Source organism: Streptomyces sp. Ag109_O5-1 (genome assembly GCF_003814875.1).
In the GTDB taxonomy this organism is placed as follows: Bacteria; Actinomycetota; Actinomycetes; order Streptomycetales; family Streptomycetaceae; genus Streptomyces; species Streptomyces sasae.
The window spans coordinates 9,086,481-9,111,568 of record NZ_RKQF01000001.1 but is presented as its reverse complement, the minus strand read 5'-3'; the positions used below and the strand labels follow the sequence as shown (position 1 = coordinate 9,111,568).

25 protein-coding genes are annotated in these 25,088 nt (G+C 71.8%); 8 read left to right on the top strand and 17 right to left on the bottom strand.

The window, feature by feature from the left end; all coding sequences use genetic code 11:
* Positions 1-16: 16 nt before the first annotated feature.
* The 4 genes from cmk to EDD90_RS41485 all read right to left on the bottom strand — a co-directional run bounded on the left by cmk (position 17) and on the right by EDD90_RS41485 (position 2,537).
* Complete coding sequence (cmk, locus tag EDD90_RS41500; RefSeq protein ID WP_123978239.1) at positions 17-703, bottom strand: (d)CMP kinase; 687 nt, start codon at positions 701-703, stop codon at positions 17-19.
* Between the two features lie 91 nt (positions 704-794).
* Entirely contained in the window at positions 795-1,886 is a 1,092-nt protein-coding gene (locus EDD90_RS41495) for a prephenate dehydrogenase (RefSeq protein WP_123978238.1), read from the bottom strand.
* Positions 1,883-2,245, bottom strand: a complete 363-nt coding sequence (gene aroH / locus EDD90_RS41490; protein ID WP_123978237.1) for a chorismate mutase — start codon at positions 2,243-2,245, stop codon at positions 1,883-1,885. Before aroH ends, EDD90_RS41495 begins: the two co-directional genes overlap by 4 nt.
* Positions 2,246-2,342: 97 nt before the next feature.
* The gene (locus EDD90_RS41485; protein WP_123978236.1) at positions 2,343-2,537 is read right to left on the bottom strand and encodes a hypothetical protein; all 195 of its coding nucleotides are present in this window, start codon (positions 2,535-2,537) and stop codon (positions 2,343-2,345) included.
* A gap of 158 nt (positions 2,538-2,695) precedes the next feature.
* On the opposite strand from EDD90_RS41485, the gene EDD90_RS58675 reads away from it, so the two are divergent.
* Genes EDD90_RS58675 through EDD90_RS41465 form a run of 5 tightly spaced genes read left to right on the top strand, consistent with a single transcriptional unit; the run spans position 2,696 to position 4,913 of the window.
* On the top strand, positions 2,696-2,881 hold the full coding sequence (locus EDD90_RS58675; protein ID WP_311737242.1) for a hypothetical protein: 186 nt from the start codon (positions 2,696-2,698) through the stop codon (positions 2,879-2,881).
* Entirely contained in the window at positions 2,878-3,087 is a 210-nt protein-coding gene (locus EDD90_RS58670) for a hypothetical protein (RefSeq protein WP_311737241.1), read from the top strand. Before EDD90_RS58675 ends, EDD90_RS58670 begins: the two co-directional genes overlap by 4 nt.
* The gene (locus EDD90_RS41475; protein WP_123978235.1) at positions 3,084-3,665 is read left to right on the top strand and encodes a DUF6529 family protein; all 582 of its coding nucleotides are present in this window, start codon (positions 3,084-3,086) and stop codon (positions 3,663-3,665) included. Before EDD90_RS58670 ends, EDD90_RS41475 begins: the two co-directional genes overlap by 4 nt.
* Positions 3,662-4,147, top strand: a complete 486-nt coding sequence (locus tag EDD90_RS41470) for a Rieske (2Fe-2S) protein (protein WP_123978234.1) — start codon at positions 3,662-3,664, stop codon at positions 4,145-4,147. The genes EDD90_RS41475 and EDD90_RS41470 overlap by 4 nt, the downstream gene beginning before the upstream one ends.
* 22 nt (positions 4,148-4,169) lie before the next feature.
* A complete protein-coding gene (locus EDD90_RS41465; RefSeq protein ID WP_123978233.1) occupies positions 4,170-4,913 on the top strand; it encodes a DNA polymerase beta superfamily protein in 744 nt (247 codons plus the stop codon).
* On the opposite strand, the gene EDD90_RS41460 is transcribed toward EDD90_RS41465, so the two are convergent.
* From EDD90_RS41460 to EDD90_RS41405, 12 genes are all read right to left on the bottom strand, one after another.
* Positions 4,839-5,591, bottom strand: a complete 753-nt coding sequence (locus tag EDD90_RS41460; protein ID WP_123978232.1) for a DNA polymerase beta superfamily protein — start codon at positions 5,589-5,591, stop codon at positions 4,839-4,841. The two genes, EDD90_RS41465 and EDD90_RS41460, sit on opposite strands and share 75 nt — an antisense overlap.
* Before the next feature lie 4 nt (positions 5,592-5,595).
* A complete protein-coding gene (locus EDD90_RS41455; protein ID WP_123978231.1) occupies positions 5,596-6,618 on the bottom strand; it encodes an ADP-ribosylglycohydrolase family protein in 1,023 nt (340 codons plus the stop codon).
* Positions 6,615-7,334 carry an NUDIX domain-containing protein gene (locus EDD90_RS41450; RefSeq protein WP_123978230.1) on the bottom strand — a complete coding sequence of 240 codons (720 nt, stop codon included), beginning with the start codon at positions 7,332-7,334 and terminating at the stop codon, positions 6,615-6,617. The genes EDD90_RS41455 and EDD90_RS41450 overlap by 4 nt, the downstream gene beginning before the upstream one ends.
* 203 nt (positions 7,335-7,537) lie before the next feature.
* Positions 7,538-8,662: a pseudouridine synthase gene (locus EDD90_RS41445; protein ID WP_123978229.1), complete on the bottom strand. Its 1,125-nt coding sequence runs from the start codon at positions 8,660-8,662 to the stop codon at positions 7,538-7,540.
* Between the two features lie 11 nt (positions 8,663-8,673).
* A complete protein-coding gene (scpB, locus tag EDD90_RS41440; protein ID WP_123978228.1) occupies positions 8,674-9,324 on the bottom strand; it encodes an SMC-Scp complex subunit ScpB in 651 nt (216 codons plus the stop codon).
* On the bottom strand, positions 9,321-10,391 hold the full coding sequence (locus tag EDD90_RS41435) for a ScpA family protein (protein ID WP_123978227.1): 1,071 nt from the start codon (positions 10,389-10,391) through the stop codon (positions 9,321-9,323). The genes scpB and EDD90_RS41435 overlap by 4 nt, the downstream gene beginning before the upstream one ends.
* 18 nt (positions 10,392-10,409) lie before the next feature.
* Positions 10,410-11,027 carry a hypothetical protein gene (locus EDD90_RS41430; protein ID WP_123978226.1) on the bottom strand — a complete coding sequence of 206 codons (618 nt, stop codon included), beginning with the start codon at positions 11,025-11,027 and terminating at the stop codon, positions 10,410-10,412.
* Positions 11,012-12,139, bottom strand: coding sequence for a ParA family protein (locus EDD90_RS41425; protein WP_123978225.1), 1,128 nt, complete (start codon positions 12,137-12,139; stop codon positions 11,012-11,014). Before EDD90_RS41425 ends, EDD90_RS41430 begins: the two co-directional genes overlap by 16 nt.
* Positions 12,140-12,531: 392 nt before the next feature.
* Complete coding sequence (ald, locus tag EDD90_RS41420) at positions 12,532-13,656, bottom strand: alanine dehydrogenase (RefSeq protein ID WP_123978224.1); 1,125 nt, start codon at positions 13,654-13,656, stop codon at positions 12,532-12,534.
* A gap of 134 nt (positions 13,657-13,790) precedes the next feature.
* Complete coding sequence (locus EDD90_RS41415) at positions 13,791-15,857, bottom strand: tetratricopeptide repeat protein (protein ID WP_123978223.1); 2,067 nt, start codon at positions 15,855-15,857, stop codon at positions 13,791-13,793.
* A gap of 196 nt (positions 15,858-16,053) precedes the next feature.
* A complete protein-coding gene (locus EDD90_RS41410) occupies positions 16,054-16,680 on the bottom strand; it encodes an NUDIX hydrolase (RefSeq protein ID WP_123978222.1) in 627 nt (208 codons plus the stop codon).
* An 86-nt stretch (positions 16,681-16,766) separates the two neighbouring features.
* A complete protein-coding gene (locus tag EDD90_RS41405; protein WP_123978221.1) occupies positions 16,767-18,437 on the bottom strand; it encodes a CTP synthase in 1,671 nt (556 codons plus the stop codon).
* Positions 18,438-18,952: 515 nt separating this feature from the next.
* Between EDD90_RS41405 and EDD90_RS41395 the strand changes: the two genes are divergently transcribed.
* The 3 genes from EDD90_RS41395 to EDD90_RS41385 all read left to right on the top strand — a co-directional run bounded on the left by EDD90_RS41395 (position 18,953) and on the right by EDD90_RS41385 (position 23,926).
* A complete protein-coding gene (locus EDD90_RS41395) occupies positions 18,953-20,755 on the top strand; it encodes a glycoside hydrolase family 15 protein (protein ID WP_123982178.1) in 1,803 nt (600 codons plus the stop codon).
* Between the two features lie 101 nt (positions 20,756-20,856).
* Positions 20,857-22,239, top strand: coding sequence for an FAD-binding oxidoreductase (locus EDD90_RS41390; protein ID WP_123978219.1), 1,383 nt, complete (start codon positions 20,857-20,859; stop codon positions 22,237-22,239).
* Between the two features lie 43 nt (positions 22,240-22,282).
* Positions 22,283-23,926 (top strand): PucR family transcriptional regulator, encoded by a 1,644-nt coding sequence (locus EDD90_RS41385; RefSeq protein ID WP_123978218.1) that lies wholly within the window; start codon positions 22,283-22,285, stop codon positions 23,924-23,926.
* On the opposite strand, the gene EDD90_RS41380 is transcribed toward EDD90_RS41385, so the two are convergent.
* The gene (locus tag EDD90_RS41380) at positions 23,923-25,059 is read right to left on the bottom strand and encodes a glycosyltransferase family 4 protein (protein ID WP_123978217.1); all 1,137 of its coding nucleotides are present in this window, start codon (positions 25,057-25,059) and stop codon (positions 23,923-23,925) included. The genes EDD90_RS41385 and EDD90_RS41380 overlap by 4 nt on opposite strands.
* Positions 25,060-25,088: the final 29 nt, after the last annotated feature.

Here is a 25,088-nt window from a genome sequence, read left to right as displayed (position 1 = left end):
CGCTGCGACGGAAGACTCACTTCCCTGCCCGCTTCTCCTCGACGAGGGTGACGACGCACTCGATGACCTGGGCCAGCGTCAGCTCGGTGGTGTCCACCTCGACCGCGTCGTCCGCCTTGGCGAGCGGCGAGGTCTTGCGGGAGGAGTCGGCCGCGTCCCGCTTGATCAGGGCCTCGCGGGTGGCGTTGACGTCGGCGCCCTTGAGCTCACCGCTGCGCCGGGCGGCGCGGGCCTCTGCGGAGGCAGTGAGGAAGACCTTGAGGTCGGCGTCGGGCAGCACGGTCGTACCGATGTCCCGGCCCTCGACGACGATGCCGACCTGGGCCGAGGCGGCCAGCGAGCGCTGGAGCTCGGTGATCCGGGTCCGCACCTCCGGCACCGCGCTGACGGCGCTGACCGCGGAGGAGACCTCCTGGGTGCGGATCGGGCCGGACACGTCGGTGCCGTCGACCGTGATCGTCGGGTTGGCCGGGTCGGTGCCGGAGACGATCTCGGGCTTGCCGGCCGCGGCCGCGATCTCGGACGGGTCGGCGATGTCGATCCCGTTGGTCACCATCCACCAGGTGATCGCCCGGTACTGGGCGCCGGTGTCCAGGTAGCTCAGGCCCAGCTGCGCGGCGACGGCCTTGGAGGTGCTCGACTTGCCGGTGCCGGCAGGGCCGTCGATGGCGACAATCACGGGCTGGGCGGCGCCGTTTTCCACGGGGGGACACCTTCCGGGTACGGGGTGGTGGGTGGTGTGCGGGACGCCGTCGCGCCCCGCACAAGGTTACCGGCCCCCGGGAGCGCCGGATTCAGCGCTCTTGCCGCAGCGCCCAGCCCCGCTCCTGCAGCGCCGCCGTCAGTACCGGGACCGCCTTCGGCTCCACCCACAGCTGGACGTGACCGGCCTGCTGCCCGGTCGCGTGCTCGATGCGCACGTCCTCGATGTTGACCCCGACCGCGCCGGCGTCCGCGAAGATCCGGGCCAGCTGGCCGGGCTGGTCGTCGATGAGCACCGCCACGACCTCGTACGCCCGCGGCGCCGACCCGTGCTTGCCGGGCACCCGGACCTGACCGGCGTTGCCGCGCCGCAGCACGTCCGCGATACCGGCCCCGCCCTCGGCCCTCTTGTCCTCGTCCGAGGACTGCAGGGCGCGCAGCGCGCTGACCGTCTCGTCGAGGTCGGCGGAGACGTCCGCGAGCAGGTCGGCGACCGGCCCGGGGTTCGCGGAGAGGATGTCGATCCACATCCCGGGGTCGGAGGCGGCGATCCGGGTGACGTCCCGGATGCCCTGCCCGCACAGTCGTACGGCGGCCTCCTCGGCGTGCTCCAGGCGGGCGGCGACCATGCTGGAGACCAGGTGGGGCATGTGGGAGACCAGGGCCACGGCACGGTCGTGGGCGTCGGCGTCCATGACGACCGGGACGGCCCGGCAGTGCGAGACCAGCTCCAGGGCGAGGTTCAGCACCTCGGTGTCGGTGTCCCGGGTCGGGGTGAGCACCCAGGGACGGCCCTCGAAGAGGTCGGCGGTGGCCGCCAGCGGCCCGGACTTCTCCCGGCCGGACATGGGGTGCGTGCCGATGTACGACGACAGGTCCAGGCCCCTCGCCTCCAGCTCGCGGCGCGGGCCGCCCTTGACGCTGGCCACGTCGGCGTAGCCGCGCGCCAGGCCCCTGCTCATCGCGTCCGCGAGAACGACGGCCACATGGGCGGGCGGGGCGGCGACGAGCGCCAGGTCGACCGGGCCCTCGGGCGCCTCGTCGGTGCCGGCGCCGAGCGCGGCCGCGGTACGGGCCTGCTCCGGGTCGTGGTCGGCGAGGTGGACGACGACGCCCCGCTGGGAGAGGGCGAGCGCGGCCGACGTACCGATGAGGCCGGTGCCGATGACGAGCGCGGTCCTCACTGGGCGATGTCCTTGCGCAGGGCTGCCGCGGCGCCCAGGTAGACGTGGCTGATCTCGGCGCGGGGCCGGTCCGACTCGATGTGCGCGAGGATCCGGACCACCCGGGGCATGGCGCCCTCGATGTCCAGTTCCTGGGCGCAGATCAGCGGTACGTCGACGATGCCGAGCTTGCGCGCGGCGGCCGCCGGGAAGTCGCTGTGCAGGTCGGGCGTGGCCGTGAACCAGATGCTGATCAGGTCGTCGGCGGTCAGGTCGTTCCGCTCCAGGACGGCGGTAAGCAATGCTCCGACCTGCTCGTCCATGTGACCGGCCTCGTCCCGCTCCAGCTGGACGGCCCCTCGGACCGCTCGTACCGCCACGGCGCTGCTCCTGTTCTGACGTCGGCCTCTTCGCCCGTCCAGCCTAGTCAGCCCGGACCCGGCGCCGCGCACGCCGCCCGCCCGCTGAGACGGCGCCTCACCGGGACTGCCGCCGGGCGCGGGCGGACCTGGCGAGCGTCTCCAGGAACGGGCCCACCGAGCCGCCGCCGCGGCCGTGGCTCATCGCGCCGATCAGCGTGGGCAGGTGCCCGGCGCGTCCGTCGTCCTGCCCGTCTTCGCCGTGCCGGCCCAGGAGGCTGCCGAGCATGCCTTCGAGGTCACTGCCTTCCATGACGATGCCTTTCGGACGCCGCGAGTGCACCCCGTCGCCAATGTCACCCGAATTACCCCATTCCGCTACTTGGGGTGAAACACGCCTGTACGACGCTTTACGCGTGACCCGCTCGTCCGCTCTGATGGCAGCCAGACCCGCCTCGGGGGAGGTCCGCCATGAAACGTCCCGGTCCCTTGCTGACCCTCCTCGCGGGTCTGCTGCTCGGTCTGCTCACCCTGGCGCTCGACTCGACGGCGGGGACGAGGACCTCCTCGTCGTCGTACCAGGAGCGGTCACCGAGTCCGGCGCCGACGAGCAGCACGGCGCCCACGGCCCCGTCCCCGTCACCGGCGCCGCGTTGAACGGCACGCCGCAGGACGACAGCCGTATCCGCGGGGGCGTCGACCTGGACGGCGGCCGGGTCGGCAGCGTCGGCCGCGAGGGCACGCCTTCGTCCGCACCCCGCAGCGCCCCGCAGACCGGTGCCGTGACGGTGGACGGACAGCGGCCGACGGCGAACCCGGACCTCCCCTGGCATCCGGCCGTGACCCGAGGGAGCCGACCATGACCGTCGACCCGAACGCCGCCCCCCAGAGCCGGCCGCCCGAGCCCAACGACCGCCGCCCGCACCCCGCCCGCTATCTCGTCCCCGTCCTGGTGGCCGGCGCGGTCGCGGTCGCCCTCGGCGTGTACGGCAGGGTCCACCACCCGACCGGGGCCGTCTTCGGCCTCGGCGCCTTCAGCAGCACGTTCGCGGGGAAGACGTGGCTGGCCTCGGTCGCGGTCTTCTTCGCGCTCGTCCAGCTGGTCTCGGCACTGATGCTGTACGGCAGGCTGCCGGGACCGCGCTGGTCCTCGGGCCTGCACCGCTGGTCGGGGCGGATCGCCTTCCTGGTCGCCGTCCCCGTGGCGGTGCACTGCCTGTACGCGTTGGGCTATCAGACGTACGAAACACGCGTTTTGTGGCACTCCATCCTGGGTTGCTTCTTCTTCGGTGTTTTCAGTGCCAAGATGCTGCTGCTCCGCTGGGAGCGACTTCCTGGCTGGCTGCTGCCGATCGTCGGTGGGCTGGTGTTCGCCGTGCTCACGCTCGTCTGGCTGACGTCCGCATTCTGGTTCTTCCGCACGTTCGGAGTGACGACATGACCGACGGCTCCACTCGGCGCACCATGCTCACGACGGGTACCGCGGCGCTCGCCGCGACCTGCATGGGCTGCGGCAACAACAAGGGCAGCAGCTCCTCCAGCTCGACCGAGACGCCCACCGCGTCCGAAGCGGCCACCGCGTCCGAGTCGGCCACCGCCGGATCGTCCGCGTCCGGGCCGGCGAGCTCGGCGACCGGGACCGTGCTGGCGCAGACGAGTGAGATCCCGGAGGGCGGCGGCATGATCTTCAAAGAGGAGAAGGTCGTGGTGACGCAGCCGAAGGCGGGCGAGTTCAAGGGCTTCTCTGCGATCTGCACCCACATGGGCTGCACGGTGAGCCAGGTGGCGGACGGCACCATCGACTGCCCCTGCCACGGCAGCAAGTTCGACATCACCGACGGCGCCGTCGCCCACGGCCCGGCGACGAAACCGCTGCCGCCGAAGTCCATCACCGTGAGCGGAAATTCGATCACCCTGGCGTGAGCCGCCGCGTACGCTCCCGGGCATGCAGCCCGAGAACCTGGTGCGCGACCACACGATCTACGCCTGTGTCATGGGGTCACGCGCCTTCGGTCTGGCCACGGAGGACAGCGACACCGACCGCCGGGGCGTGTTCCTCGCCCCCACTCCCCTGTTCTGGCGTTTCGAGAAGCCGCCGACGCATGTCGAGGGGCCGGGCGAGGAGCGGTTCTCCTGGGAGCTGGAGCGGTTCTGCGAGCTGGCGCTGCGCGGCAACCCGAACGTCCTGGAGTGTCTGCACTCGCCCCTGGTCGAGCATCTCGACGAGACGGGCCGCGAGCTGCTCTCGCTGCGCGGCGCCTTTCTCTCCCGGCAGGTGTACAGCACCTTCACCCGCTACGCCCTCGGCCAGCGCAGGAAGCTCGACGCCGACATCCGTACGCACGGCGCCCCGCGCTGGAAGCACGCGATGCATCTGCTGCGGCTGCTGACGAGCGCCCGTGAGCTGCTGCGCACCGGTGAGCTGACGATCGACGTCGGCGACCGGCGTGCGGAGTTCCTGGCGGTGAAGGGGGGCGAGGTCTCCTGGGCGGAGGTCGAGTCCCGGATGGCCCGGCTCGGCGAGGAGACCGACGCGGCGCTCCACGGCAGCCCGCTCCCGGCGGAGCCGGACCACGCGCGCGTGGCGGACTTCCTGTTCCGGGTCCGCCGCGCCTCAGCCCTTGAGGCGGGCCCGGACCACGAGGTCGTGCAGGGCGTCGTACGCGGCGGGGGCCTCGGGCAGCGCTGAGGTGTTCTGCGCCTCGTCGAGCAGGATGTGCAGCCGCTCCACGTCGGCCGCCACGCGCGCGTGCTCGACACCGGCCCTGCCGTGCTCCCGCTCGGCCTTGGCGGCGATCAGCTCGGGCAGGTAGGCGGGCGCCTCGGCGACCTCGCCCGCCAGGGTGGGCAGATGGGCCTGCACCTCACCGCTGCGCATCAGATGGATGCCGGTGAGCAGCACCCGGAACGTGTACAGCAGCGGTTTGAGTTCGTCGGTCTTCTCGAACAGCCGCCACTGGGTGACCGCGAAGCCCCGGTAGTGGTGGGCGTGGTTGCTGGTGAGCACGCCCGGGGCGAGCGCGGCCAGTTCGCGGTGTGTGTCGCCGGTGTGCGCGACGAGCGGCGACAGGAGCTGCTCCAGCACATAGCCGTTGCGGCGCAGCATCAGCCGTACGAACTTGCGCAGGTCGTGGGTGACCAGGTCCATCTCGACGCCGTAGTGCACCCAGATCCGCGAGCGGGTCTCCTCCGGCTCCCGCAGCCCGACCAGGTCGGCGGCGGGCAGCAGATGGACGCCGCGCAGGTCCACGTCGGAGTCCCGGGACGGGAAGCCGTACAGGTGCGCCCCGGAGACGGTCGCGAACAGCAGGGGGTCGGGCTGTTCCTCGACTATGGGCGTCAGGTCGATGTCCAGGTCGTCGATCATGAGATCAAGCGTCCCAGAGCGCCCCCAGGGTCATCAGGTCGCCCCGGTACTCGATCCGGTCGGCCCACTCGGCCGGCCAGGCGTCCTCGCCCAGCCGGGCTCCCGCGAAGGCCCCGGTCAGGCAGGCGATGGAGTCCGAGTCGCCGGAGGAGCAGGCGGCCCGGCGCAGGGCGAGCAGGGGCTCGTCGGGGAAGAGCAGGAAGCACAGCAGACCGGTTGCCAGGGCCTCCTCGGCGATCCAGCCGGCGCCGGTGGCCAGGCAGGGGTCGGCCTCCGGGGAGGCGGTCCGCACGGCGTCCCGGAGGCGGTCGAGGATCGCCAGGCAGTCGTCCCAGCCGCGTGCGATGAAGTGCTCGGGGTCCGGATCCTGGCTGCGGGTCCACAGGTCGCCGAGCCAGGTGTGGTGGTAGCGGGTGCGGTTCTCGACGGCGTAGGACCTCAGCCGGTCGACCAGGTCCGCCGGTCCGGTGCCCTGCGCGAGCAGCCGTACGGCGCGCGCGGTGAGGTCGGAGGCGGCCAGGGCGGTGGGGTGGCCGTGGGTGAGGGCGGACTGCAACTGGGCGGCACCGGCGCGCTGTTCGTCGCTCAGCCCGGGTGCGAGCCCGATGGGCGCGACCCGCATGTTGGCCCCGCACCCCTTGGAGTCGATCTGGCTGGCGTCCTGCCAGACCCGCCCCTCCTCCTTCAGCAGGTTGCAGGCGCGCAGACAGGTCCGGCCCGGCGCCCGGTTGTTCTCGGGCGACTGGTACCAGTCCACGAACTCCTCGCGCAGCGGCCGTGCCAGCCGCTTGGGCGCGAGCACCCCCCGGTCCATGGCGGTCCGCAGCCCGCGCCCGACCGCGATCGTCATCTGTGTGTCGTCGGAGACGAAGGCACGCGCAGGCAGTTCCATCTCCCGCCACGGCCCGCACTTGGCGAGGATGGCGGGCACGTCGTTGAACTCGGTAGGGAAGCCGAGTGCGTCCCCGAGGGCGAGTCCGATCAGGGATCCGGTGGCGGCGCGCTTCTGCACGGTGGTCGCGGTCATGCGGGGCGTCCTTCCCGGGACGGGCGGAGCAGGGGCGGGTGGAGCGTGGTGGCGGTGCCCGCGCGGTAGAGCGCGGCCGGTTTACCGCGGCCCCCGGTCAGCCGGGCGGCGCCCGGTACCGGTTCGACGAAGCCGGGCGTGGCGAGCACCTTGCGGCGGAAGTTGGGGCGGTCCAGCTCGACGCCCCACACGGTCTCGTAGACGTTCTGCAGCTCGCCGAGGGTGAACTCGGGCGGGCAGAAGGCGGTGGCGAGACAGCTGTACTCCAGCTGCGCGCCCACGCGGTCGTGCGCGTCGGCCAGGATCCCGTCGTGGTCGAAGGCGAGCGGCCGGGCCTGGTCGTACGGCAGCCAGCGCGCCTGGGCCGCGTCGCCGCCGCCGTGCGGCTCGGGCGGGTCGGGCAGCAGCGCGGTGAAGGCGACGGACACGACCCGCATCCTGGGGTCGCGGTCCGGGTCGCTGTAGGTGCGCAGCTGCTCCAGATGCAGCCCCGACACGTCCGACAGGCCGGTCTCCTCGGCGAGTTCACGCCGGGCCGCCGTCTCGGCCGACTCCCGGGGCAGCACGAAGCCGCCGGGCAGCGCCCACCGGCCGGCGAACGGCTCCTGTCCGCGCTCCACGAGCAGCACGTGCAGGGCCCCCGCGCGGAGGGTGAGGACGGCGAGGTCGACGGTGACGGCAAAGGGTTCGAAGGCGTACTTGTCGTAGCCCTGCATGCGCCCGTCCACCTCCTTGATGATCGAACCGACTAATAGTCTTCACGACTATAAAGAGTCCGCGGGTCGCCACACAAGCCCTGGCCCCGAGGCGACCGGCGGCCGCTGGGGCCCCTTTCGCGGGAACGACGGCGGCCGGTCCCGGAGCACCCGGAACCGGCCGTCAGGAAGCCGCACAAGCCCCTTCGCGGGGTTTGCAGGTCTTAGAGGTCGACTTCCTTCATCAGCATCCCGACCTCGGTGTTGGAGAGCCGGCGCAGCCAGCCCGACTTCTGGTCGCCGAGGGTGATCGGGCCGAAGGCGACCCGCACCAGCTTGTCGACCGGGAAGCCGGCCTCCGCCAGCATGCGGCGGACGATGTGCTTGCGGCCCTCGTGCAGGGTCACCTCGACGAGGTAGTTCTTGCCGGTCTGCTCGACGACCCGGAAGTGGTCCGCGCGCGCGTACCCGTCCTCCAGCTGGATGCCGTCCTTGAGCTTCTTGCCCAGGTCGCGCGGGATCGGGCCCACGATGTGCGCGAGGTAGGTCTTCTTCACGCCGTACTTGGGGTGGGTCAGCCGGTGCGCCAGCTCGCCGTGGTTGGTGAGCAGGATGACGCCCTCGGTCTCGGTGTCCAGACGCCCCACGTGGAAGAGCCGGGTCTCCCGGTTGGTGACGTAGTCGCCGAGGCACTGCCGCCCGTCCGGGTCCTCCATGGTGGAGACCACACCGGCCGGCTTGTTCAGCGAGAAGAACTGGTACGACTGCGTGGCGACGGTCAGCCCGTCGACGCGGACCTCGTCCTTCTCCGGGTCGACCCGCTTGCCCTGCTCCAGGACGATCTCGCCGTTGACCTCGACGCGAGCCTGCTCGATCAGCTCCTCGCAGGCGCGCCGGGAGCCGTAGCCCGCGCGGGCGAGGACCTTCTGCAGCCGCTCGCCCTCCTGCTCGGCACCCGGGAAGGTCTTGGGGAGCTTCACGTCCTTCTTGCCCGCGTACCGCTCGCGGTTGCGCTCCTCGGCACGGGCGTCGTACTCACGGGAACTCGCCGGAGCCCAACGGCCGCGCCCGGTGCTCTGCCCCTGCCGGGGCCCGCCCTTGGCGCCGCCGCGCGCCGAGGCGCCGCGGCCCGACTTCGGGCCGTCCTGGGTGGCGCCCGGGCCTACGTCGTAGCGCCGCTCCTCCGGGCGCGGCTTCTTCGGCCGGCCGGCGCCCTGCTTGTCGTCGCGGGCGTTCCCGGCGCCGCGGTAGTTACCGCGCCCACCGCTGCTCCCGCCGCGGCCGCCGCTGTTGCCACCACGGCTCCCGCCGTTGTTTCCGCTGCTGTTCCTGCCGCTGCTGCTTCGCATCAAAGTTCCGTCTAGTCGTCTGCGTCGTCTGCACCCGGCGCATCGGGTGCGTCCGGATCGAACGACGGTACGCCCTCCTGGGTCTCGGCCTCGATCGCCTCCGCCTCCGGGAGGAAGGGCGCGAGCTCCGGGAGCTCGTCCAGGCCGCGCAGGCCCATCCGCTCCAGGAAGTAGTTCGTCGTCCTGTACAGGATCGCACCTGTTTCGGGTTCCGCGCCCGCCTCCTCGACCAGACCGCGCTGGAGCAGGGTGCGCATCACACCGTCACAGTTGACTCCCCGTACGGCCGAGACCCGGCTGCGGCTCACCGGCTGGCGGTACGCGACGACCGCGAGGGTCTCCAGCGCGGCCTGGGTGAGCCGGGCGGTCTGGCCCTCCAGGACCAGCCGTTCGACGGCGGGCGCGAACTCGGCGCGGGTGTAGAAACGCCAGCCGCCGGCGACGAACCGCAGCTCGAAGCCGCGGCCCTGCGCGGTGTACTCGTCGGCGAGGGCCCGCAGCGCCTTGGTGATCGTCTGCTTGGGCCGCTCCAGGATCTTGGACAGGTGCTCCGCGGTGGCGGGCTCGTCCACGACCATGAGGACCGCCTCCAGGGCCGGCTTGAGGTCGAGTTCGGCGACCGGGCGCAGCCCGGCCGGCAGCTCCGTGGTGTCCTCGCTCACGCCTTCTCCTCCTTGGCCGGCTCGGGGGGTCGGTCGAACTCGTCGGTCACCATCGGCCGGGTCTCGCCGTCCCCGCCGGTCCAGCGCACGATCAGGTCGCCGAGCGCGATCTCCTGATCCAGGGCGACGGCCTTCTCCCGGTACAGCTCCAGCAGGGCCAGGAACCGGGCCACGACGGTGAGCGTGTCGTCGGTGTCCTGGACGAGCACCCGGAAGCTGGCCTCGCCCAGCTCGCGCAGCCGCGCCACCACGATCCCGGCCTGCTCCTGCACACTGACCAGCGGGGCGTGGATGTGGTCGACGTAGACCTGCGGCTTGGGCTTGGGCTGCATCGCCTTGACCGCGAGCCTGGCGAACCCTTCCGGCCCGATGCTGATGACGACCTCGGGCAGCAGCTCGGCGAGGTGCGGTTCCAGGCCGACGGTACGCGGCCAGCGGCGGGCCTCGTCGTCCAGGCGCCGGTTGAAGATGTCGGCGATCTGTTTGTACGCGCGGTACTGCAGCAGCCGCGCGAAGAGGAGGTCACGGGCTTCGAGGAGCGCCAGGTCGGCCTCGTCCTCGACCTCGGCGGCGGGCAGCAGCCGGGCGGCCTTCAGGTCGAGCAGCGTGGCGGCCACGACGAGGAACTCGGTCGTCTGGTCCAGGTCCCAGTCCGGCCCCATCGCCCGGATGTGCGCCATGAACTCGTCGGTGACCTTGGAGAGGGCGACCTCGGTGACGTCCAGCTTGTGCTTGGAGATCAGCTGGAGGAGGAGGTCGAAGGGGCCCTCGAAGTTGGCGAGACGGACCTTGAAGACACCGTCGGGGACCGGTTCGGGTTCAGCTTCCGTGGCCTCGACGGGAGCTTCGGCTGCCGCGACGGGAGCCGGCTCGGGCCCGGATTCCGGCTCGGGTGCGGGTTCCGACTCGGGCCCGGATTCCGGCTCGGGTGCCGGTTCCGACTCGGGTGCTGCGACCTCGGGCTCCGGCTCCGCGGCCACCTCGGGCGGCACCGCCCCCGGTCCCCGCCCCAGCGCACGCCGACGGCCGCCGGAGGCACCGGAGTGGGGGGCGTCGGTCGAGGTCATGGCCCCCGCAGGCTACCTCTACCGGCCGCGCAGTCGTCGTACGAGGATGCTCGCGTCTCCCCGGGACTCCAGGTCCGCCAGCACCACGGCGACCGCCTCGCGGACGATCCGGCCCCGGTCGACGGCCAGTCCGTGCTCGCCGCGGAGCACGAGTCGCGCGTGCTCCAGGTCCATCAGCTCCTCGGCGGAGACATAGACGGTGATCTTCTCGTCGTGGCGTTCGCGTCCGCTGGGCCGCCGGGCGGGTGCCCTGCCACCGCGCTTGCGGGGCTGGGCGTCGGCGGCGACTCCGGCAGAACCTTCCTGCGCCGGCTGCTGCCGCACGGCCCGCTGGGCCGACGGCGCGACCGTGGCGGACTGCGCGGCGCGGTTGCGGGACTCGCCGGCGTCGGCCGGCTCGGCGTCCGCCGCCACGTGCTCCGCACCCTCGCCGTCGCCGCCCTGCACGGGCACCGCGTGCGGCGCGTCCTCCGCGGCCTCGGCCGCCGTGTCGTCGTTCTCCCCCGCGGGAGTCGCGGGAGCCGGCACCCGGGCCTCGCCGTTGGCCGGGCGCCTGGGGGTGGACGGCTGCAGCGCCATCCCCCCGGTCGTACGGAACAGTTCGTCGGCCCCGGGCAGACTCACTCGGCGTGACACCGGGCGAGCACCTCCCTGGCGAGCTGGCGATAGGCGGCGGCACCGACGGAGTTGGAGGCGTACGTGGTGATCGGCTCACCGGCGACCGTGGTCTCCGGGAAGCGGACCGTGCGGCCGATGACCGTGTGGTAGACGTGGTCGTCGAACGCCTCGACGACACGCGCGAGCACCTCACGGCTGTGCACGGTGCGGGAGTCGTACATGGTGGCGAGGATGCCGTCGAGCTCCAGCTCCGGGTTGAGCCGCTCCTGGACCTTCTCGATGGTCTCGGTCAGCAGGGCGACACCACGCAGGGCGAAGAACTCGCACTCCAACGGCACGATCACCTTGTGGGCGGCGGTCAGCGCGTTGACCGTGAGCAGGCCGAGCGAGGGCTGGCAGTCGATCACGATGTAGTCGTAGTCGTCCATCAGCGGCTTGAGCGCCCGCTGGAGCGTCGACTCGCGGGCGACCTCGGAGACCAGCTGGACCTCGGCGGCCGACAGGTCGATGTTGGAGGGCAGCAGGTCCATGTTGGGGACCGCGGTCTTCAGGAGGACCTCGTCGGCCGACATGCCCCGCTCCATGAGCAGGTTGTAGACGGTGAGGTCGAGCTCCATCGGATTGACACCGAGACCCACCGACAGCGCGCCCTGCGGGTCGAAGTCCACGAGCAGTACACGCCGGCCGTACTCCGCGAGCGCGGCACCCAGGTTGATGGTCGACGTCGTCTTGCCGACGCCGCCCTTCTGGTTGCACATCGCGATGATCTTCGCGGGGCCGTGGTCGGTCAGCGGGCCCGGGATCGGGAAGTACGGCAGCGGGCGTCCGGTCGGGCCGACGCGCTCACGGCGCTGGCGGGCCGCGTCGGGCGCGAGCGTGGCCGCGTACTCGGGATCCGGCTCGTACTCGGCGTCGGGGTCGTAGAAGTGCCCGTCGGGCAGTTCGTCGTAGACGGCGAATTGGTTGTGGGGCGCGCCACTTCCGTCGCCGGCCCTGGCGTTCACGTGATGGCCATCCATGCTCTGGTGTGCTGTCCGCGTGGTCAGCGGAGTCCGGGCTGCTGTGAAGGTGCGCACCGCGACGGAGCCGACAGCCTCGAACCCCGCGGAACCCTGGTCCCGTACCGGCATTCCTGGTTGACCACCCCCGGGAGAAAATGTCGACTCATTCACAAGTCGTCTTACCTCCTTGGTGACCAGGAAACTTCTAGATAGGTCAGCGTGGCACCATGCCGACGGTTGGCGACTCTATGGCGTGTCGGGCGTCCGCAGCAACACAATCCGCCGGACCCGGCAGGATGTGTCGGCAATGAAACATCCCTCTGTCAAGGGCGTACGGCCGTCGCACGGCAGGTTTCGCCGGTGTGCGAATCGGTCGAAGGGTTACGTTCGAGGCGAGTTGACCGAGAGTCGCAAAGTGACCATACACACATCTGGCCGGACCTTGTCGGGCAAGGTCCGGCCGGACGTACGCGATTGACGCGGCTTGTTGACGTATCGCCTTTACGAAAAGGTGACTTAACTCAGCCGATCAGCGTGTCGAGGTCCACGTGCTCCAGGCCGTGCGCCTCGGCGACCTCCTTGTAAACCACCTTGCCGTCATGGGTGTTGAGACCCTTGGCGAGCGCGGCGTCGCGGCGCAGCGCCTCGGCCCAGCCGTTGTTCGCGAGCGACACGATGTACGGCAGCGTGGCGTTGGTGAGGGCGTAGGTGGAGGTGTTGGGGACCGCGCCGGGCATGTTGGCGACGCAGTAGAAGACCGACTCGTGGACCTTGAAGGTCGGCTCGGCGTGGGTGGTGGGGCGGGAGTCCTCGAAGCAGCCGCCCTGGTCGATCGCGATGTCGACAAGGACACTTCCCTGCTTCATGCGGGAGACCAGCTCGTTGGTGACGAGCTTCGGGGCCTTGGCGCCGGGGATCAGCACCGCGCCGATGACGAGGTCGGCCTCCAGGCAGGCCTTCTCCAGCTCGAAGGAGTTGGAGACGACGGTCTGGATCTTGGTACCGAAGACCTTGTCGGCCTCCTTGAGCTTGTTGATGTCCTTGTCGAGCAGGGTGACGTGGAAGCCCATGCCGATGGCGATCTGGGCGGCGTTCCAGCCGGAGACGCCACCGCCGATGACGACGGCCTTGGCGGCCAGCACACCCGGGACACCGCCGGGCAGCACACCGCGGCCGCCATTGGCGCGCATCAGGTGGTAGGCGCCGACCTGCGGGGCGAGCCGGCCCGCGACCTCGGACATCGGGGCGAGCAGCGGGAGCGCGCGGTTGGGCAGCTCGACCGTCTCGTAGGCGATGGCCGTGGTGCCGGACTCCAGGAGGGCGTCGGTGCACTCCTTGGAGGCGGCCAGGTGCAGGTAGGTGAAGAGGGTCTGGTCCTTGCGGAGCCGGTGGTACTCCTCCGCGATGGGCTCCTTGACCTTGAGCAGCAGGTCGGCGGTGGCCCACACCTCGTCGGCGGTGTCCAGGATCGTGGCACCGGCGGAGATGTACTCGTCGTCCGGGATCGACGAGCCCTCACCGGCGCCGCGCTCGATGACGACCTGGTGGCCGTTACGCACCAGCTCGTGCACGCCGGCCGGGGTGATGGCCACCCGGAACTCGTTGTTCTTGACCTCGCGGGGGATGCCGACCTTCACGTCGATCACGGTCCTTGGCTCAGAGGGTGTGGGGGCATAGCTGCACATTCCCGGCATACGGGGTACACCAGGAGACACCGCAGGAGAACCGGCGGCAGAGCCAGTTTAATTAAGGCGTTCCGCGTGTCTAGCCTTTCATTGCATCAATCTTCGTCGGATGCACTACGGATTTCGCAGGCGTTAGCTCCGTGTTCCGGGTCGGAGTCAGGGGCAGAGGGCTCCTGGGCCTCCTCACCCAGCATGCGCTCGGCGACCGAACGGTGCAGGCTCGCGGCGGTGGAGTCGCCGAGGCGCTCCAGCGTGTCGGCGAGGCGCAACTGCAGTGCGGCCTGCAGTCGTGCGTCGTCGGCGCGGCGCGCCCACTCCACCGCCTCCTGGCAGGTGCGCAGCGATTCCTCGGGGCGTCCGGCGTACTCCTGGACCCGCGCCAGCTCGCTCAACGCCCGTGCCTGCGCGGCCACATCACCGTTCTTGCGGTGGCCGGAAACGGCCGCCCGCCACGCCCTGAGCGCCTCGCCGTAGCGGCCCGCATAGGTGTGCGCGCCGGCGATACGGCCGTAGAGCCGGGCGGCCTCGGCGCGCTCGTCGCGGGCCAGCCGCTGGGCGAGGGCGCGGCCGAACCAGTCGGCGGCCCGGTCGTAGTCCCCCAGCTCCAGATGCGCGCCACCTACGGATTCCATCGCGCGTCCGGTGGCGTACGGGTCATTTGCTCTGCGTCCGGCGTCCAACGCAGCCCGATAGCGCACCAGCGCGTCTGCCGTTCGCCCGGTCTGCGCGTCGAGGTCGCCCAGGTTCAGCAGCGCGGCGGCCTGCTCGCGGGGCAGCCGGCGGCGCTCGGCGACATCGAGGACGAGCCGGTGGATCCCGTACAGGTCGGGGGCGGCGGCCCGGGTGCCGAAGTGCGCCACCATGGCCTTGACCAGCTGGGACATCAGCCGCCTGGCCAGCGTGTCGAGCTCGCCGTCGGCGACGGCGGCGCGGGCCGCGGCCAGCAGGGCCGGACGCCGGAGGCGCAGCCAGTCGGCGGCGGCCCGGGGGGTGGGGAAGCGCAGCTCGCGGGGCAGGGCCTGGAGCTTCTCGCGGGCCTGCGGGTTGTCGGTCTCGGTGATCGCCCGGCAGGACTGCAGCAGCCGTACCGTGCGCTCCAGCATCCGGGCGCGGGCCAGCTGGAGTTCACCGGCCCGCTCCTGGGACTCGGCCAGCGACCTGAGCAGCGGGTGCAGACAGCCGGGTACCTCGTACTGGGGAAGCGGGGAGTCCACGGGGCGCAGCACGCCGAGGCGGACCAGCTCGTCCAGGACGGTGCGGGCGGAGTCGACCGAGCAGCCGGCCAGCGAGGAGGCGGTGTGCGGGTCGACCAGGCCGGCCGGGGCCAGGCAGAGGAGTCGCAGTATCCGGGCGGCCTGACCGGGCAACTGGTCGTGCACGAACCGGAAGACCCGGGACAGGGCCGTGCCCTCCTCGGTGTCCGCGTGCAGGCGTTTGGCGAGGTCGGAGACGGCCATCTGGGGGCGCGCGGCGAGCCAGCCGCCGGCCAGGGTGAGCGCGGCGGGCTGCCCCAGGCACACCTCGGCCAGTGACTCGGCGGACCGCGGGTCCACGGTGATGCGGACCGAGCCGGTGTAGCGGGTGAGCAGCTCCACGGCCGACTTGGTGTCGAGGCCGCCCAGGGTGCACGGGCGGACGTCGGAGATCCCGGTGAGCGGCCCGCCGGAGACGGCGACGACCAGGCAGTCGGGGGTGTCCGGGAGCAGCGCGTCGACCTCTTCGGCGCCGGGCGCGTCGTCGAGGAGGAGCAGCATGCGGCGTTCGGCGAGGGCGGTGCGCAGGGTGTGGGTGAGGTCGTCCTCGGCGGCGCCGGCCGGGGTGGGCAGCCGCAGGGCGGCGAGGAGGTCGCGGGCGGTGCGCTCGACGGGGACCGGGGTGCCGTCGGGCTCGGCGAGGCGGGCGCGCAGCACCCCGTCGGGGTAGTCGGCGGCGACCCGCCGGACGAGTTCCCCGGCGAGGGCGGTGCGTCCGGATCCGGGTCTGCCCGCGATCAGCAGGACCCGGGCGCGGGGGGCCTTGCGGCCGGCGATGGTGTCCAGGCCCGCGCGCTCGATGTCGGCGCGCAGTTCCTTCAACTCCCTTGTGCGGCCCAGGAATTGGTCGTCCGGGGCCGCGGGCGTCGCGAGTCGTGCACCGCCTGTGTCCACCGCCTGATCCGCCACGGGCCACACTCCCGTCCCACCGCACACGCAAGCCCGCCGGGACTCCGGTTCGGGCGTTTCGGCTCAATCGCATCGAGCCTAGTTCACGTGCGAGGACGTTCCTGGCGGAGCACGGCGGGCACATCGCCCGATCGGATCAGGCGATGGTCATACCGGCACCCCCGAAGGGCGGATCCGGTGGGCGGATCCGGTGGGTTCAGGCCGCGAAGGGGCGGGCCGGCCAGGGCGCGTCGGCCGGGCGCAGCGCGTCGAGGCCGTCGCCGGTGCGGGCGGCGACCAGGGAGAGGACACCCGTCACGAGGCAGTTGTTGTGCACATCGCCGGCGAGCACCAGGCGCACCAGTTCGTCGACCGGTACGCGCGCGTACTCCAGGTCGATCTCCTCGTGCTCGGTCTCGAAGCGCTCCCCCTCGGCCTCGGACAGATTCCGGGCCAGGAAGATCCGTACGGCCTCGTCGCAGCCGCCGGGGGTGGTGTACAGATCGGTCAGCACCCGCCAGTCCTCGGCCTTGACGTGCGCCTCCTCGTACAGCTCGCGCTGGGCCGCGTGCAGCGGGTTCTCGCCGGGGACGTCGAGCAGGCCGGCCGGGATCTCCCAGAGCTTCTGCCGGACCGGGTGCCGGTACTGGCGGATGAGCAGCACGCGGTCCGCCTCGTCGAGGGCGAGGATCGCGACCGAGCCCGGGTGGACCTGGTAGTCACGGCGGACCACCGTCCCGTCGGGCATGACCACCTCGTCCGTACGGACGGAGGTCTTGTTGCCCACGAAGGGGGTCTCCGTCGCGCGGATCTCCCACTCCTCGGGGGTGTCCTTGATCGTCATGACTGGCCCTTCCAGACGTACACGAGGAAAACCGGGGTGCCCACCCTTTGAAGGTATGCACCCCGGCCACCGTACAAGCCGGTGTGTTACTTCGAATTCGACTGCTCGCCGTCGGCCTGCTGACGCTCGACGGCGGCCTTCACCAGGCCCGCGAACAGCGGGTGCGGGCGGGTCGGGCGGGAACGCAGCTCCGGGTGCGCCTGGGTGGCGACCAGGTAGGGGTGGACGTCGCGCGGGTACTCGACGTACTCGACCAGCTTGCCGTCCGGGGAGGTGCCGGAGAACAGGATGCCGGCCTTCTTCTCCAGCTCCGCGCGGTAGGCGTTGTTGACCTCGTAGCGGTGGCGGTGCCGCTCCTCGACGTACTCCTTGCCGTCGTACACCTCGCGCACGATGGAGCCCTCGGCCAGCTTCGCCGGGTACATGCCCAGACGCATGGTGCCGCCCATGTCGCCCTCGCCGGCGACGATGTCCAGCTGCTCGGCCATGGTGGAGATGACCGGGTGGCCGGTGGCGGAGTCGAACTCGGTGGAGTTGGCGTCCGGGATGTCGGCCAGGTTGCGCGCGGCCTCGATCACGATGCACTGCAGGCCCAGGCAGAGGCCGAGCAGCGGGATCCGGTTCTCGCGGGCGTAGCGGATGGCGCCCACCTTGCCGAGCACACCGCGGTCGCCGAAGCCGCCCGGGATGCAGATGCCGTCGACGTCACCGAGCTGCGCGGCGGCGCCCGCCGGGGTCTTGCAGTCGTCCGACGTCACCCACTTGATCTTCACGCGGGCCTTGTTGGCGAAGCCGCCGGCGCGCAGCGCCTCGGTGACCGAGAGGTAGGCGTCGGGCAGGTCGATGTACTTGCCGACCAGCGCGAGGGTGATCTCGTGGTCGGGGTTGTGGACGCGGTCCAGCAGGTCGTCCCAGGTCCGCCAGTCCACGTCGCGGAAGGGCAGGTCCAGCTTGCGGACGACATAGGCGTCCAGGCCCTCGCCGTGCACGGTCTTCGGGATGTCGTAGATCGAGCGGGCGTCCGGGCAGGCCACCACGGCGGCCTCGTCGACGTCGCACATCAGCGAGATCTTGCGCTTGATGGCGGTGGGGACCTCGCGGTCGCAGCGCAGCACGATCGCGTCGGGCTGGATACCGATGTTCCGCAGGGCGGCCACGGAGTGCTGGGTGGGCTTGGTCTTCAGCTCGCCGGACGGGCCGATGTAGGGCAGGAGCGAGATGTGCACCACGAAGACGTTGTCCCGGCCGACCTCGTGCCGGACCTGGCGGACGGTCTCCAGGAACGGCAGCGACTCGATGTCGCCGACCGTGCCGCCGACCTCGGTGATGACGACATCGACCTCGTCGGTGGCCATACGGCGGATGCGGTGCTTGATCTCGTTGGTGATGTGCGGGATGACCTGGACGGTGTCGCCCAGGTACTCGCCACGCCGCTCCTTGGCGATCACCGTGGAGTAGACCTGACCTGTGGTGACGTTGGCGGAGCCGTCCAGGTCGCGGTCGAGGAAGCGCTCGTAGTGGCCGATGTCCAGGTCGGTCTCGGCGCCGTCGTTGGTGACGAACACCTCACCGTGCTGGAAGGGGTTCATCGTGCCCGGGTCGACGTTCAGGTACGGGTCGAGCTTCTGCATCACGACGCGCAGGCCACGGGCCTTGAGCAGCATGCCCAGGCTGGAGGCGGTGAGGCCCTTGCCGAGCGAGGAGGCGACACCCCCGGTGACGAAGATGTGCTTGGTCGTCGTAGATTTCGGCGGCATGGCCAAGAGGGGGCTCCCGTGGTCGCGATCTGTCGTGCGGTACGGCTGCCGTCCTGGAGTTTCCGGGGTGGTGCCGTCGCTGCGGTTCGGGGGTTTCGTGCCCACCGGTCCACGGGCTACCAGGGTATCAGCGCCTCGGAGAGATGGCCCCCGGCCACGCTCCGTGCACACGTCGGCACACAGACGCTCCCGGTTAACGTGGATCTCACGCACAGCTCACTCGTTCGGCCCACACGGGTTGCCCGGAGCGGCACGCAGATCATCTACGTGCGTCGTATCCTGCTCGGACACTCGCTGCCGAGCCCGGCCGGAATACACGGCACACCCCCGCCCGTCACTCCCGGAACAACGAGAGCTTGGCAGTTCGTTGAGCTATGACTGTCGTTTTGCCTCAGGGCACGGCGGACTGCTTTGCTTCACCGCTCAACGACGCACAACAACAACCCCCTTGACCGCACTAGCGACAGCCCCCCTTTTGCCTGGGGGGTGACGTGGCCGTTCGACTGGAGTTGCACGTGGCCGGGCGCATCGAAGACTACGCACTCATCGGAGACATGCAGACCGCCGCCCTGGTCTGCCGGGACGGCACAGTGGACTGGCTGTGCCTGCCCCGCTTCGACTCGCATGCCATCTTCGCCGGTCTGCTGGGCACCGAGGAACACGGTTTCTGGCGGCTCGGCCCGGCACACGCGGCCGACTCGCAGCCGCCGACCGCGGCCCGCCGCACCTACCGGGGCGACTCGCTGATCCTGGAGTCGGAGTGGGACACCCCGCGCGGCACGGTCCGGGTCACCGACTTCATGCCCCCGCGTGACGGCGCGCCCCAGCTGATCCGCATCGTCGAGGGCGTCACCGGCCGGGTCCCCATGCGCTCGGTCCTGCGCATGCGGTTCTCCTACGGCCGGGTGGTCCCCTGGGTGCACAAGCACGACGGGCGTACGGTCGCCGTCGCGGGCCCCGACTCGGTGTGGTTCGACACGGAGGCCGAGACCTACGGCAAGGCGCTGACCACGTACGCGGACTTCACGGTGGCCCCGGGTGACCGGATCGCGTTCACGATCTCCTGGGAGCCCTCGCACAAGGAGCCGCCGGCGCTGCCGGAACCGGAGCAGTCGCTGCAGGCGACCGAGGACTTCTGGCGGGACTGGGTCGAGCACTGCACGTACCACGGCCCGTACCGCGAGGCGGTGGTCCGCTCGCTGATCACCCTCAAGGCGCTGACGTACGCCCCCACGGGCGGTATCGTCGCGGCCCCGACGACCTCCCTGCCGGAGGACATCGGCGGTGTCCGCAACTGGGACTACCGCTACACCTGGCTCCGCGACGCGGCCATCACCCTGTCCTCGCTGCTGCGCACCGGCTACCGCGAGGAGGCCCGCGCCTGGCGCGAGTGGCTGCTGCGCGCGGTCGCCGGCGACCCCGAGAACCTGCAGATCATGTACGGCATCGCCGGCGAGCGGGAGCTGGGCGAGGCCGAGCTGGACTGGCTGCCCGGCTACGAGAACTCGGCCCCGGTCCGGGTCGGCAACGGCGCGGCACACCAGCTCCAGCTGGACGTCTACGGCGAGGTCACCGAGGCCCTGCACCTGGCCCACATGACCGGCCTGGCCCGCAACGACTACGCGTCCCTGCTCCAGCTGAAGCTCATCCGCTACCTGGAGGACCACTGGGACGAGCCCGACGAGGGCATCTGGGAGGTGCGCGGCCCGCGCCGGCACTTCGTGCACTCCAAGGTGATGGCCTGGGTCGCGGTGGACCGCACCATCAAGCTGATCGAGTCCGGGGACGCGGACGGGCCGCTGGAGCGCTGGAAGGAACTGCGCGACGACATCCACCGGGACGTCTGTGAGAAGGGCTACGACAAGGAGCGGAACACGTTCACGCAGTCGTACGGCTCGCAGGAGCTGGACGCGTCGCTGCTGCTGATCCCCCAGATGGGGTTCCTGCCCCCGGACGACAAGCGGGTCATCGGCACGATCGAGGCGATCCAGCGGGAGCTGTCCACGCCGGACGGCTTCATCCTGCGCTACCCGACCTCGGGCGGCGAGGAGGGCGTGGACGGGCTTCCCGGGGACGAGGGGGCCTTCCTGGCCTGCTCGTTCTGGATGGCCGACGACCTCGCGATGATCGGGCGTGTCGACGAGGCGCGGAAGCTGTTCGAGAAGCTTCTCTCTCTGCGGAACGACCTCGGGTTGCTGGCGGAGGAGTGGGATCCGCGGCTGAAGCGGCAGGTGGGGAACTTCCCGCAGGCGTTCAGTCATGTGCCGTTGATCGATACGGCGCTGCGGTTGACTGCGTCCGGCGCGTACGGGGGGTAGCCGATGGGGGATGTGCGACCGGTTCTCGGCTGCGGGTTCGTCGTGGCTGGTCGCGCAGTTCCCCGCGCCCCTTTGGGGCGCTCCAGCTTAGGCTCGTAGTCATGGGTGCCCCCTCCAAGGCACACATGGCTCTCGCCGTGCTCCGTGAGGATCTGGTCGGCGATGTGTTCGCTCCGGGGGACCCGGGGTACGACGAAGCCCGCGCCGTCTTCAACGGCATGGTCGATCGACGGCCGGCCGTGATCGCCCAGTGCGCGGGTGACTCCGACGTGGTCCGTGCCGTCCGGTTCGGGCGGGAGCTGGATCTGAAGATCGCGGTGCGCGGTGGGGGGCACGGCGTGGCGGGCTCGGCGGTCGCCGACGGCGCGCTCGTGGTGGACCTGCGCCGGATGCACGAGGTGACCGTCGACCCGGCGGCGGAAGCGGTACGCGTGCAGGGCGGGGCCGCCATCGGCCGTCTGGACCGTGCCACCCGGCCCTACGGCCTCGCCACCACCGGCGCCCGGGCCGCCGGCACGGGGGTCGCCGGGTTTGTGCTCGGCGGTGGCTCCGGCTGGCTGGACCGTGCCTTCGGGCCCGCCGTCGACAACCTGATCGGCGTCGAGCTGGTCACCGCCGACGGCGAGCGCGTCCACGCCGACGCGGACGAGAACCAGGAGCTGTTCTGGGCCCTGCACGGCGGTGGCGGGAACTTCGGTGTCGCCACCGCGCTCACCCTGGAGCTGCACGAACTGCCGGTGTTCTGCGTCGCGCTGCTGCTGTACCCGCCGTCGTTCGGCCCTGACGTCGTCCGCGCCTTCCGTGAGGTGATCAGCACCGGCCCGGACGAGGTCGGCGGCGCGGTCCTGTTCGGGACGGGCCCGCCTGCGGATTCCGTACCCGAGCACCTGGTGGGCAGGCTGCTGTGCACCGCACTGGTCACGTATGCGGGCGGTGAGGAGGGCCTGCGCGGGCTCGCCGGGCCGCTGCTCGCGCTGCCGCACGAGGCGGAGGCCGTCGGCCCGATGCCGTACACCGAGGTGCAGGGCCTGCTCGACAGTCCTTCCGGGCTGCGCGATCACTGGTCCGCCGAGTGTCTGGCCGCGCTGCCCGACGCGGCGGTGGACGTCTGCTGCGAACGCGCGGACTGTATGCCGGTGCCGACCGGTACCCGGCTGCTGCTGTTCCCGCAGGGCGGGGCGATCGCCTCGGGACCGGCAGAGTACCCGGTGGCGTACCGCGGCGCGCCCTGGGTGGTGCACCCCTTCGGCAGCTGGGCGGACCCGGGCGACGACGAGCGGGCGATCGCCTGGGTACGGGGTGTCCGCGCCGGCGTCCGGCCGTGGTCCACCGGCACGGTCTGCCTCAACCTCGTCGGCGACGAGGGTCCCGAGCGGGTGCGGGCCGGTCTGGGCGTGGAGAACGCGCTGCGGCTCGGCAAGGTGAAGCGGCGGTGGGACCCGGACAACGTGTTCCGCTTCAACCACAACATCGAACCGGTGTGACGGAAGGTGCCGTGACAGCGTTCGCCCAGGTAGCGTCCGCTCCATGGACAGCGGTACGGGCAGCGGATTCGAGTCTCAGGGCGCCGGGATCACCGTGCAGCGGGCGCTGGAGCTGCCCGGGCTGCGCAGTGGGCTCCCGGAGATCCTGGCGGGCGCCGACCGGCTGGGCCGGACCGTGCGCTGGGTGCACACGGGCGAGGTGCCGAACATCGCCTCGCTGCTGAAGGGCGGCGAGTTGCTGCTCACCACCGGCTACGGCCTGGGTACCCGGCCCACCGACCAGCGGGCGTTCGTGCGCACGCTCGCCGAGCGGGGCATCGCCGCCCTGGTGGTGGAGCTGGGCGCGCGTTTCTCCAGGCTGCCCGCCACCCTCGTCGACACCGCCCGGGCGACCGGGCTGCCGCTCGTCGTGCTGCACCGCGAGGTGCCCTTCGTGACGGTGACGGAGGAGATCCACACCGAGATCGTCAACCACCACTACACGCTCCTCCAGCGTGCCGAGGAGGTGCACCGCCGCTGCACCGGGGCCCTGCTGGGCGGCGGCGGGATTCCCCAGGTGCTCGCCATCCTGGCCGACTTCAGCGGCAACCCGGTGTTCCTGGAGACGCCCGACGGCCAGCTGCTGTACGCCGCCGGGTCAGGGCCCGAGGGCGCGGACCCGCTCCAGGTGTGGGAGGGGATGCGTGGCCAGCACAAGGACGCGCCGCCGCCGGCCGGGACGGTCCTGGTGGACGTGCCGGGCGGCGGGCCGGGGACGGGATCGGTACGCGGCCGGCTGGTCCTGCTGCCGGTCAGGGCGCCCCTCGCGCCCGTCCACCGCATCGCCGCCGAGCGGGCCGCGGGCATCCTGGCCGTCGTCCTGATGCAGGCCCGCCAGGAGGAGGAGCTGGCGGCCCGCGGGCGCGGCGACTTCCTGACCGACCTCGCCGAGGGCCGTATCAGCGCGGAGGACGCCCCGGCCCAGGCCCGCGTCCTCGGCTTCAAGCCGGGCAACAGCCCGCTGCTGCCGGTGGTCATGCGGGTCGGCGACTCCCTCTCCCCCGGCGGGGGCTGGGCGGTGCTGGCCCGTGCGGTCGGCGAGGAGCTGGCGGCCGTGGGCGTCCCCGTCCTGCTCGGCGTACGACCGGTCGAGGGCCGTGTGCCCCTGCTGCTGGGCCTGCGCTCGGAGACGGAGCGGGCGACGGTCGCGGACCGGGTCGCGGCGGCGCTGCGGGCGGGGGTGGAGCGCGCCGGGATACAGCGCCCCGGGGCCGCTCCCCCGGTCGTGGTGGTCGGGGCGGCCGGCGGCTGGGCGGCGGCGTCCGCGGGGCTGCGGCACGCGGCCGAGACGGCGACGGCCGCCCAGGGCCTCTCCGAACGCCCCTGGTACGACGCCCGCAGCCTCGACATCGACCTCCTCCTGTGGCGGCTGCGCGACCACCCCGACCTCGCGGCCTTCGTGGACCGCGCGATCGGCCCCCTCCGCGACCACGACAACCGCTCCAGGCCGCCGTTGCTGCCCACCCTGGAGACCTATCTGGCGCACGCGGGCCGCAAGGCGGAGACGGCCCGGGAACTCCATCTCAACCGCCAGACCCTCTACAACCGCCTCGCCCGCATCGGGGAGTTGCTGGGCACGGACCTCGACGACCCGCAGGTGGTACTGGCGTTGAGCCTGGCGCTGCGGGCCCGCAGGCACGCCCCCTAGGGAAGCGGCCGGGGCTGCGTCAACTCGTCGTACACGCTGAGCACCTGGGCCACGGTCTCGTCCTCCGTCGGCCAGCTCGCCGCCTGCCGGGCGCCCTTGGCACGCAGTTCCTCGCAGCGCTCGGGGTCGCCGAGCAGGCGTACGACGGTGCTCGCGAGGGCCGGCGCGTCGCCGTACGGGACGAGTTCGGCCGCGTCGCCGACGAGGTCGGGGACCCCGCCGACGGCCGTCGCGACGAGGGGCACGCCTGCGTGCAGGGCCTCCTGGGCGAGGACCGAGCGGGACTCCCAACTGCTGGGCAGCAGCGCCAGATCGGCGGCGGCGAGCAGCTCGGCGACGTCGTCGCGGCGCCCGATGAGCCGGGCGGGCAGATCCTCGTCCTCGATCCGTCGCTGCAACTCCGCGCGCTGCGGCCCCTCCCCCGCGATGACCAGGAGCGGCACCGGATCGAGCCGGCACCAGGCGTGCGCCGCGTCCAGCAGGACGTCGTAGCCGCGATGCCGTTCGAGGGAGCCGACGGCGATGAGCAACGGCCGTCCGGTCGCACCGAGTTCGGCCCGCACCTTGGGGCGCAGCAGCTCCGCCTCGTCCTGCTCCACGGGCCGCCGCAGGCCGGGCAGCGCGATCGCGGCGAGACGGGCGTCCCGGGCGCCGGTACGGCGGGCCCGGTCCACCAGGTCGGAGGTCGTCCCGAGCACCACGGCGGCCGCCCGTACCACCCGCCGCTCCAGCATCCTCAGCAGATGCGCCCGGGCGCCTTCGGCGTGCGCGCGGTTGTGCCAGGTGACGATGAGGGGGGTACTGCGGCCGCTCAGGGCCAGCACCGCCCGGAAGGAGGCGTGCAGGCCGTGGGCATGCACCAGGTCGGCGTCGGTGCAGGCCGCGCGCAGCGCGGCGACCGACCCGGGGTCGCTGCTGCGGGGCACGTGCACATGGTCGGCGCCGACGCCGGAGAAGTCGTAGGCCCGGTCGGCCTCGGCGGGGGCGCACACCGTGACCCGCACGCCCCGCGCGACAAGGCCGGCGGTCAGCGAACGCACGTGCGCGCTGCTGCCGGCGTTGCCGCCGCCGAGCACCTGAACGGTGCGCAGGGGCGACTGACCGAGCGGTGCGTTGCTGCTCACGAGGCTCACGCGGCCGGGCTCCTGGTTCGGCTTCGGGG

Bases quoted from the DNA above. Each gene is read 5' to 3' on its own strand.
- EDD90_RS41485 (WP_123978236.1), bottom strand. From the start codon at position 2,537: ATGGAAGGCAGTGACCTCGAAGGCATGCTCGGCAGCCTCCTGGGCCGG.
- EDD90_RS58675 (WP_311737242.1), top strand. From the start codon at position 2,696: ATGAAACGTCCCGGTCCCTTGCTGACCCTCCTCGCGGGTCTGCTGCTC.
- EDD90_RS41475 (WP_123978235.1), top strand. From the start codon at position 3,084: ATGACCGTCGACCCGAACGCCGCCCCCCAGAGCCGGCCGCCCGAGCCC.
- EDD90_RS41470 (WP_123978234.1), top strand. From the start codon at position 3,662: ATGACCGACGGCTCCACTCGGCGCACCATGCTCACGACGGGTACCGCG.
- EDD90_RS41465 (WP_123978233.1), top strand. From the start codon at position 4,170: ATGCAGCCCGAGAACCTGGTGCGCGACCACACGATCTACGCCTGTGTC.
- EDD90_RS41460 (WP_123978232.1), bottom strand. From the start codon at position 5,591: ATGATCGACGACCTGGACATCGACCTGACGCCCATAGTCGAGGAACAG.
- EDD90_RS41455 (WP_123978231.1), bottom strand. From the start codon at position 6,618: ATGACCGCGACCACCGTGCAGAAGCGCGCCGCCACCGGATCCCTGATC.
- EDD90_RS41450 (WP_123978230.1), bottom strand. From the start codon at position 7,334: ATGCAGGGCTACGACAAGTACGCCTTCGAACCCTTTGCCGTCACCGTC.
- EDD90_RS41445 (WP_123978229.1), bottom strand. From the start codon at position 8,662: ATGCGAAGCAGCAGCGGCAGGAACAGCAGCGGAAACAACGGCGGGAGC.
- EDD90_RS41435 (WP_123978227.1), bottom strand. From the start codon at position 10,391: ATGACCTCGACCGACGCCCCCCACTCCGGTGCCTCCGGCGGCCGTCGG.
- EDD90_RS41425 (WP_123978225.1), bottom strand. From the start codon at position 12,139: ATGCCGGTACGGGACCAGGGTTCCGCGGGGTTCGAGGCTGTCGGCTCC.
- EDD90_RS41410 (WP_123978222.1), bottom strand. From the start codon at position 16,680: ATGACGATCAAGGACACCCCCGAGGAGTGGGAGATCCGCGCGACGGAG.
- EDD90_RS41405 (WP_123978221.1), bottom strand. From the start codon at position 18,437: ATGCCGCCGAAATCTACGACGACCAAGCACATCTTCGTCACCGGGGGT.
- EDD90_RS41390 (WP_123978219.1), top strand. From the start codon at position 20,857: ATGGGTGCCCCCTCCAAGGCACACATGGCTCTCGCCGTGCTCCGTGAG.
- EDD90_RS41385 (WP_123978218.1), top strand. From the start codon at position 22,283: ATGGACAGCGGTACGGGCAGCGGATTCGAGTCTCAGGGCGCCGGGATC.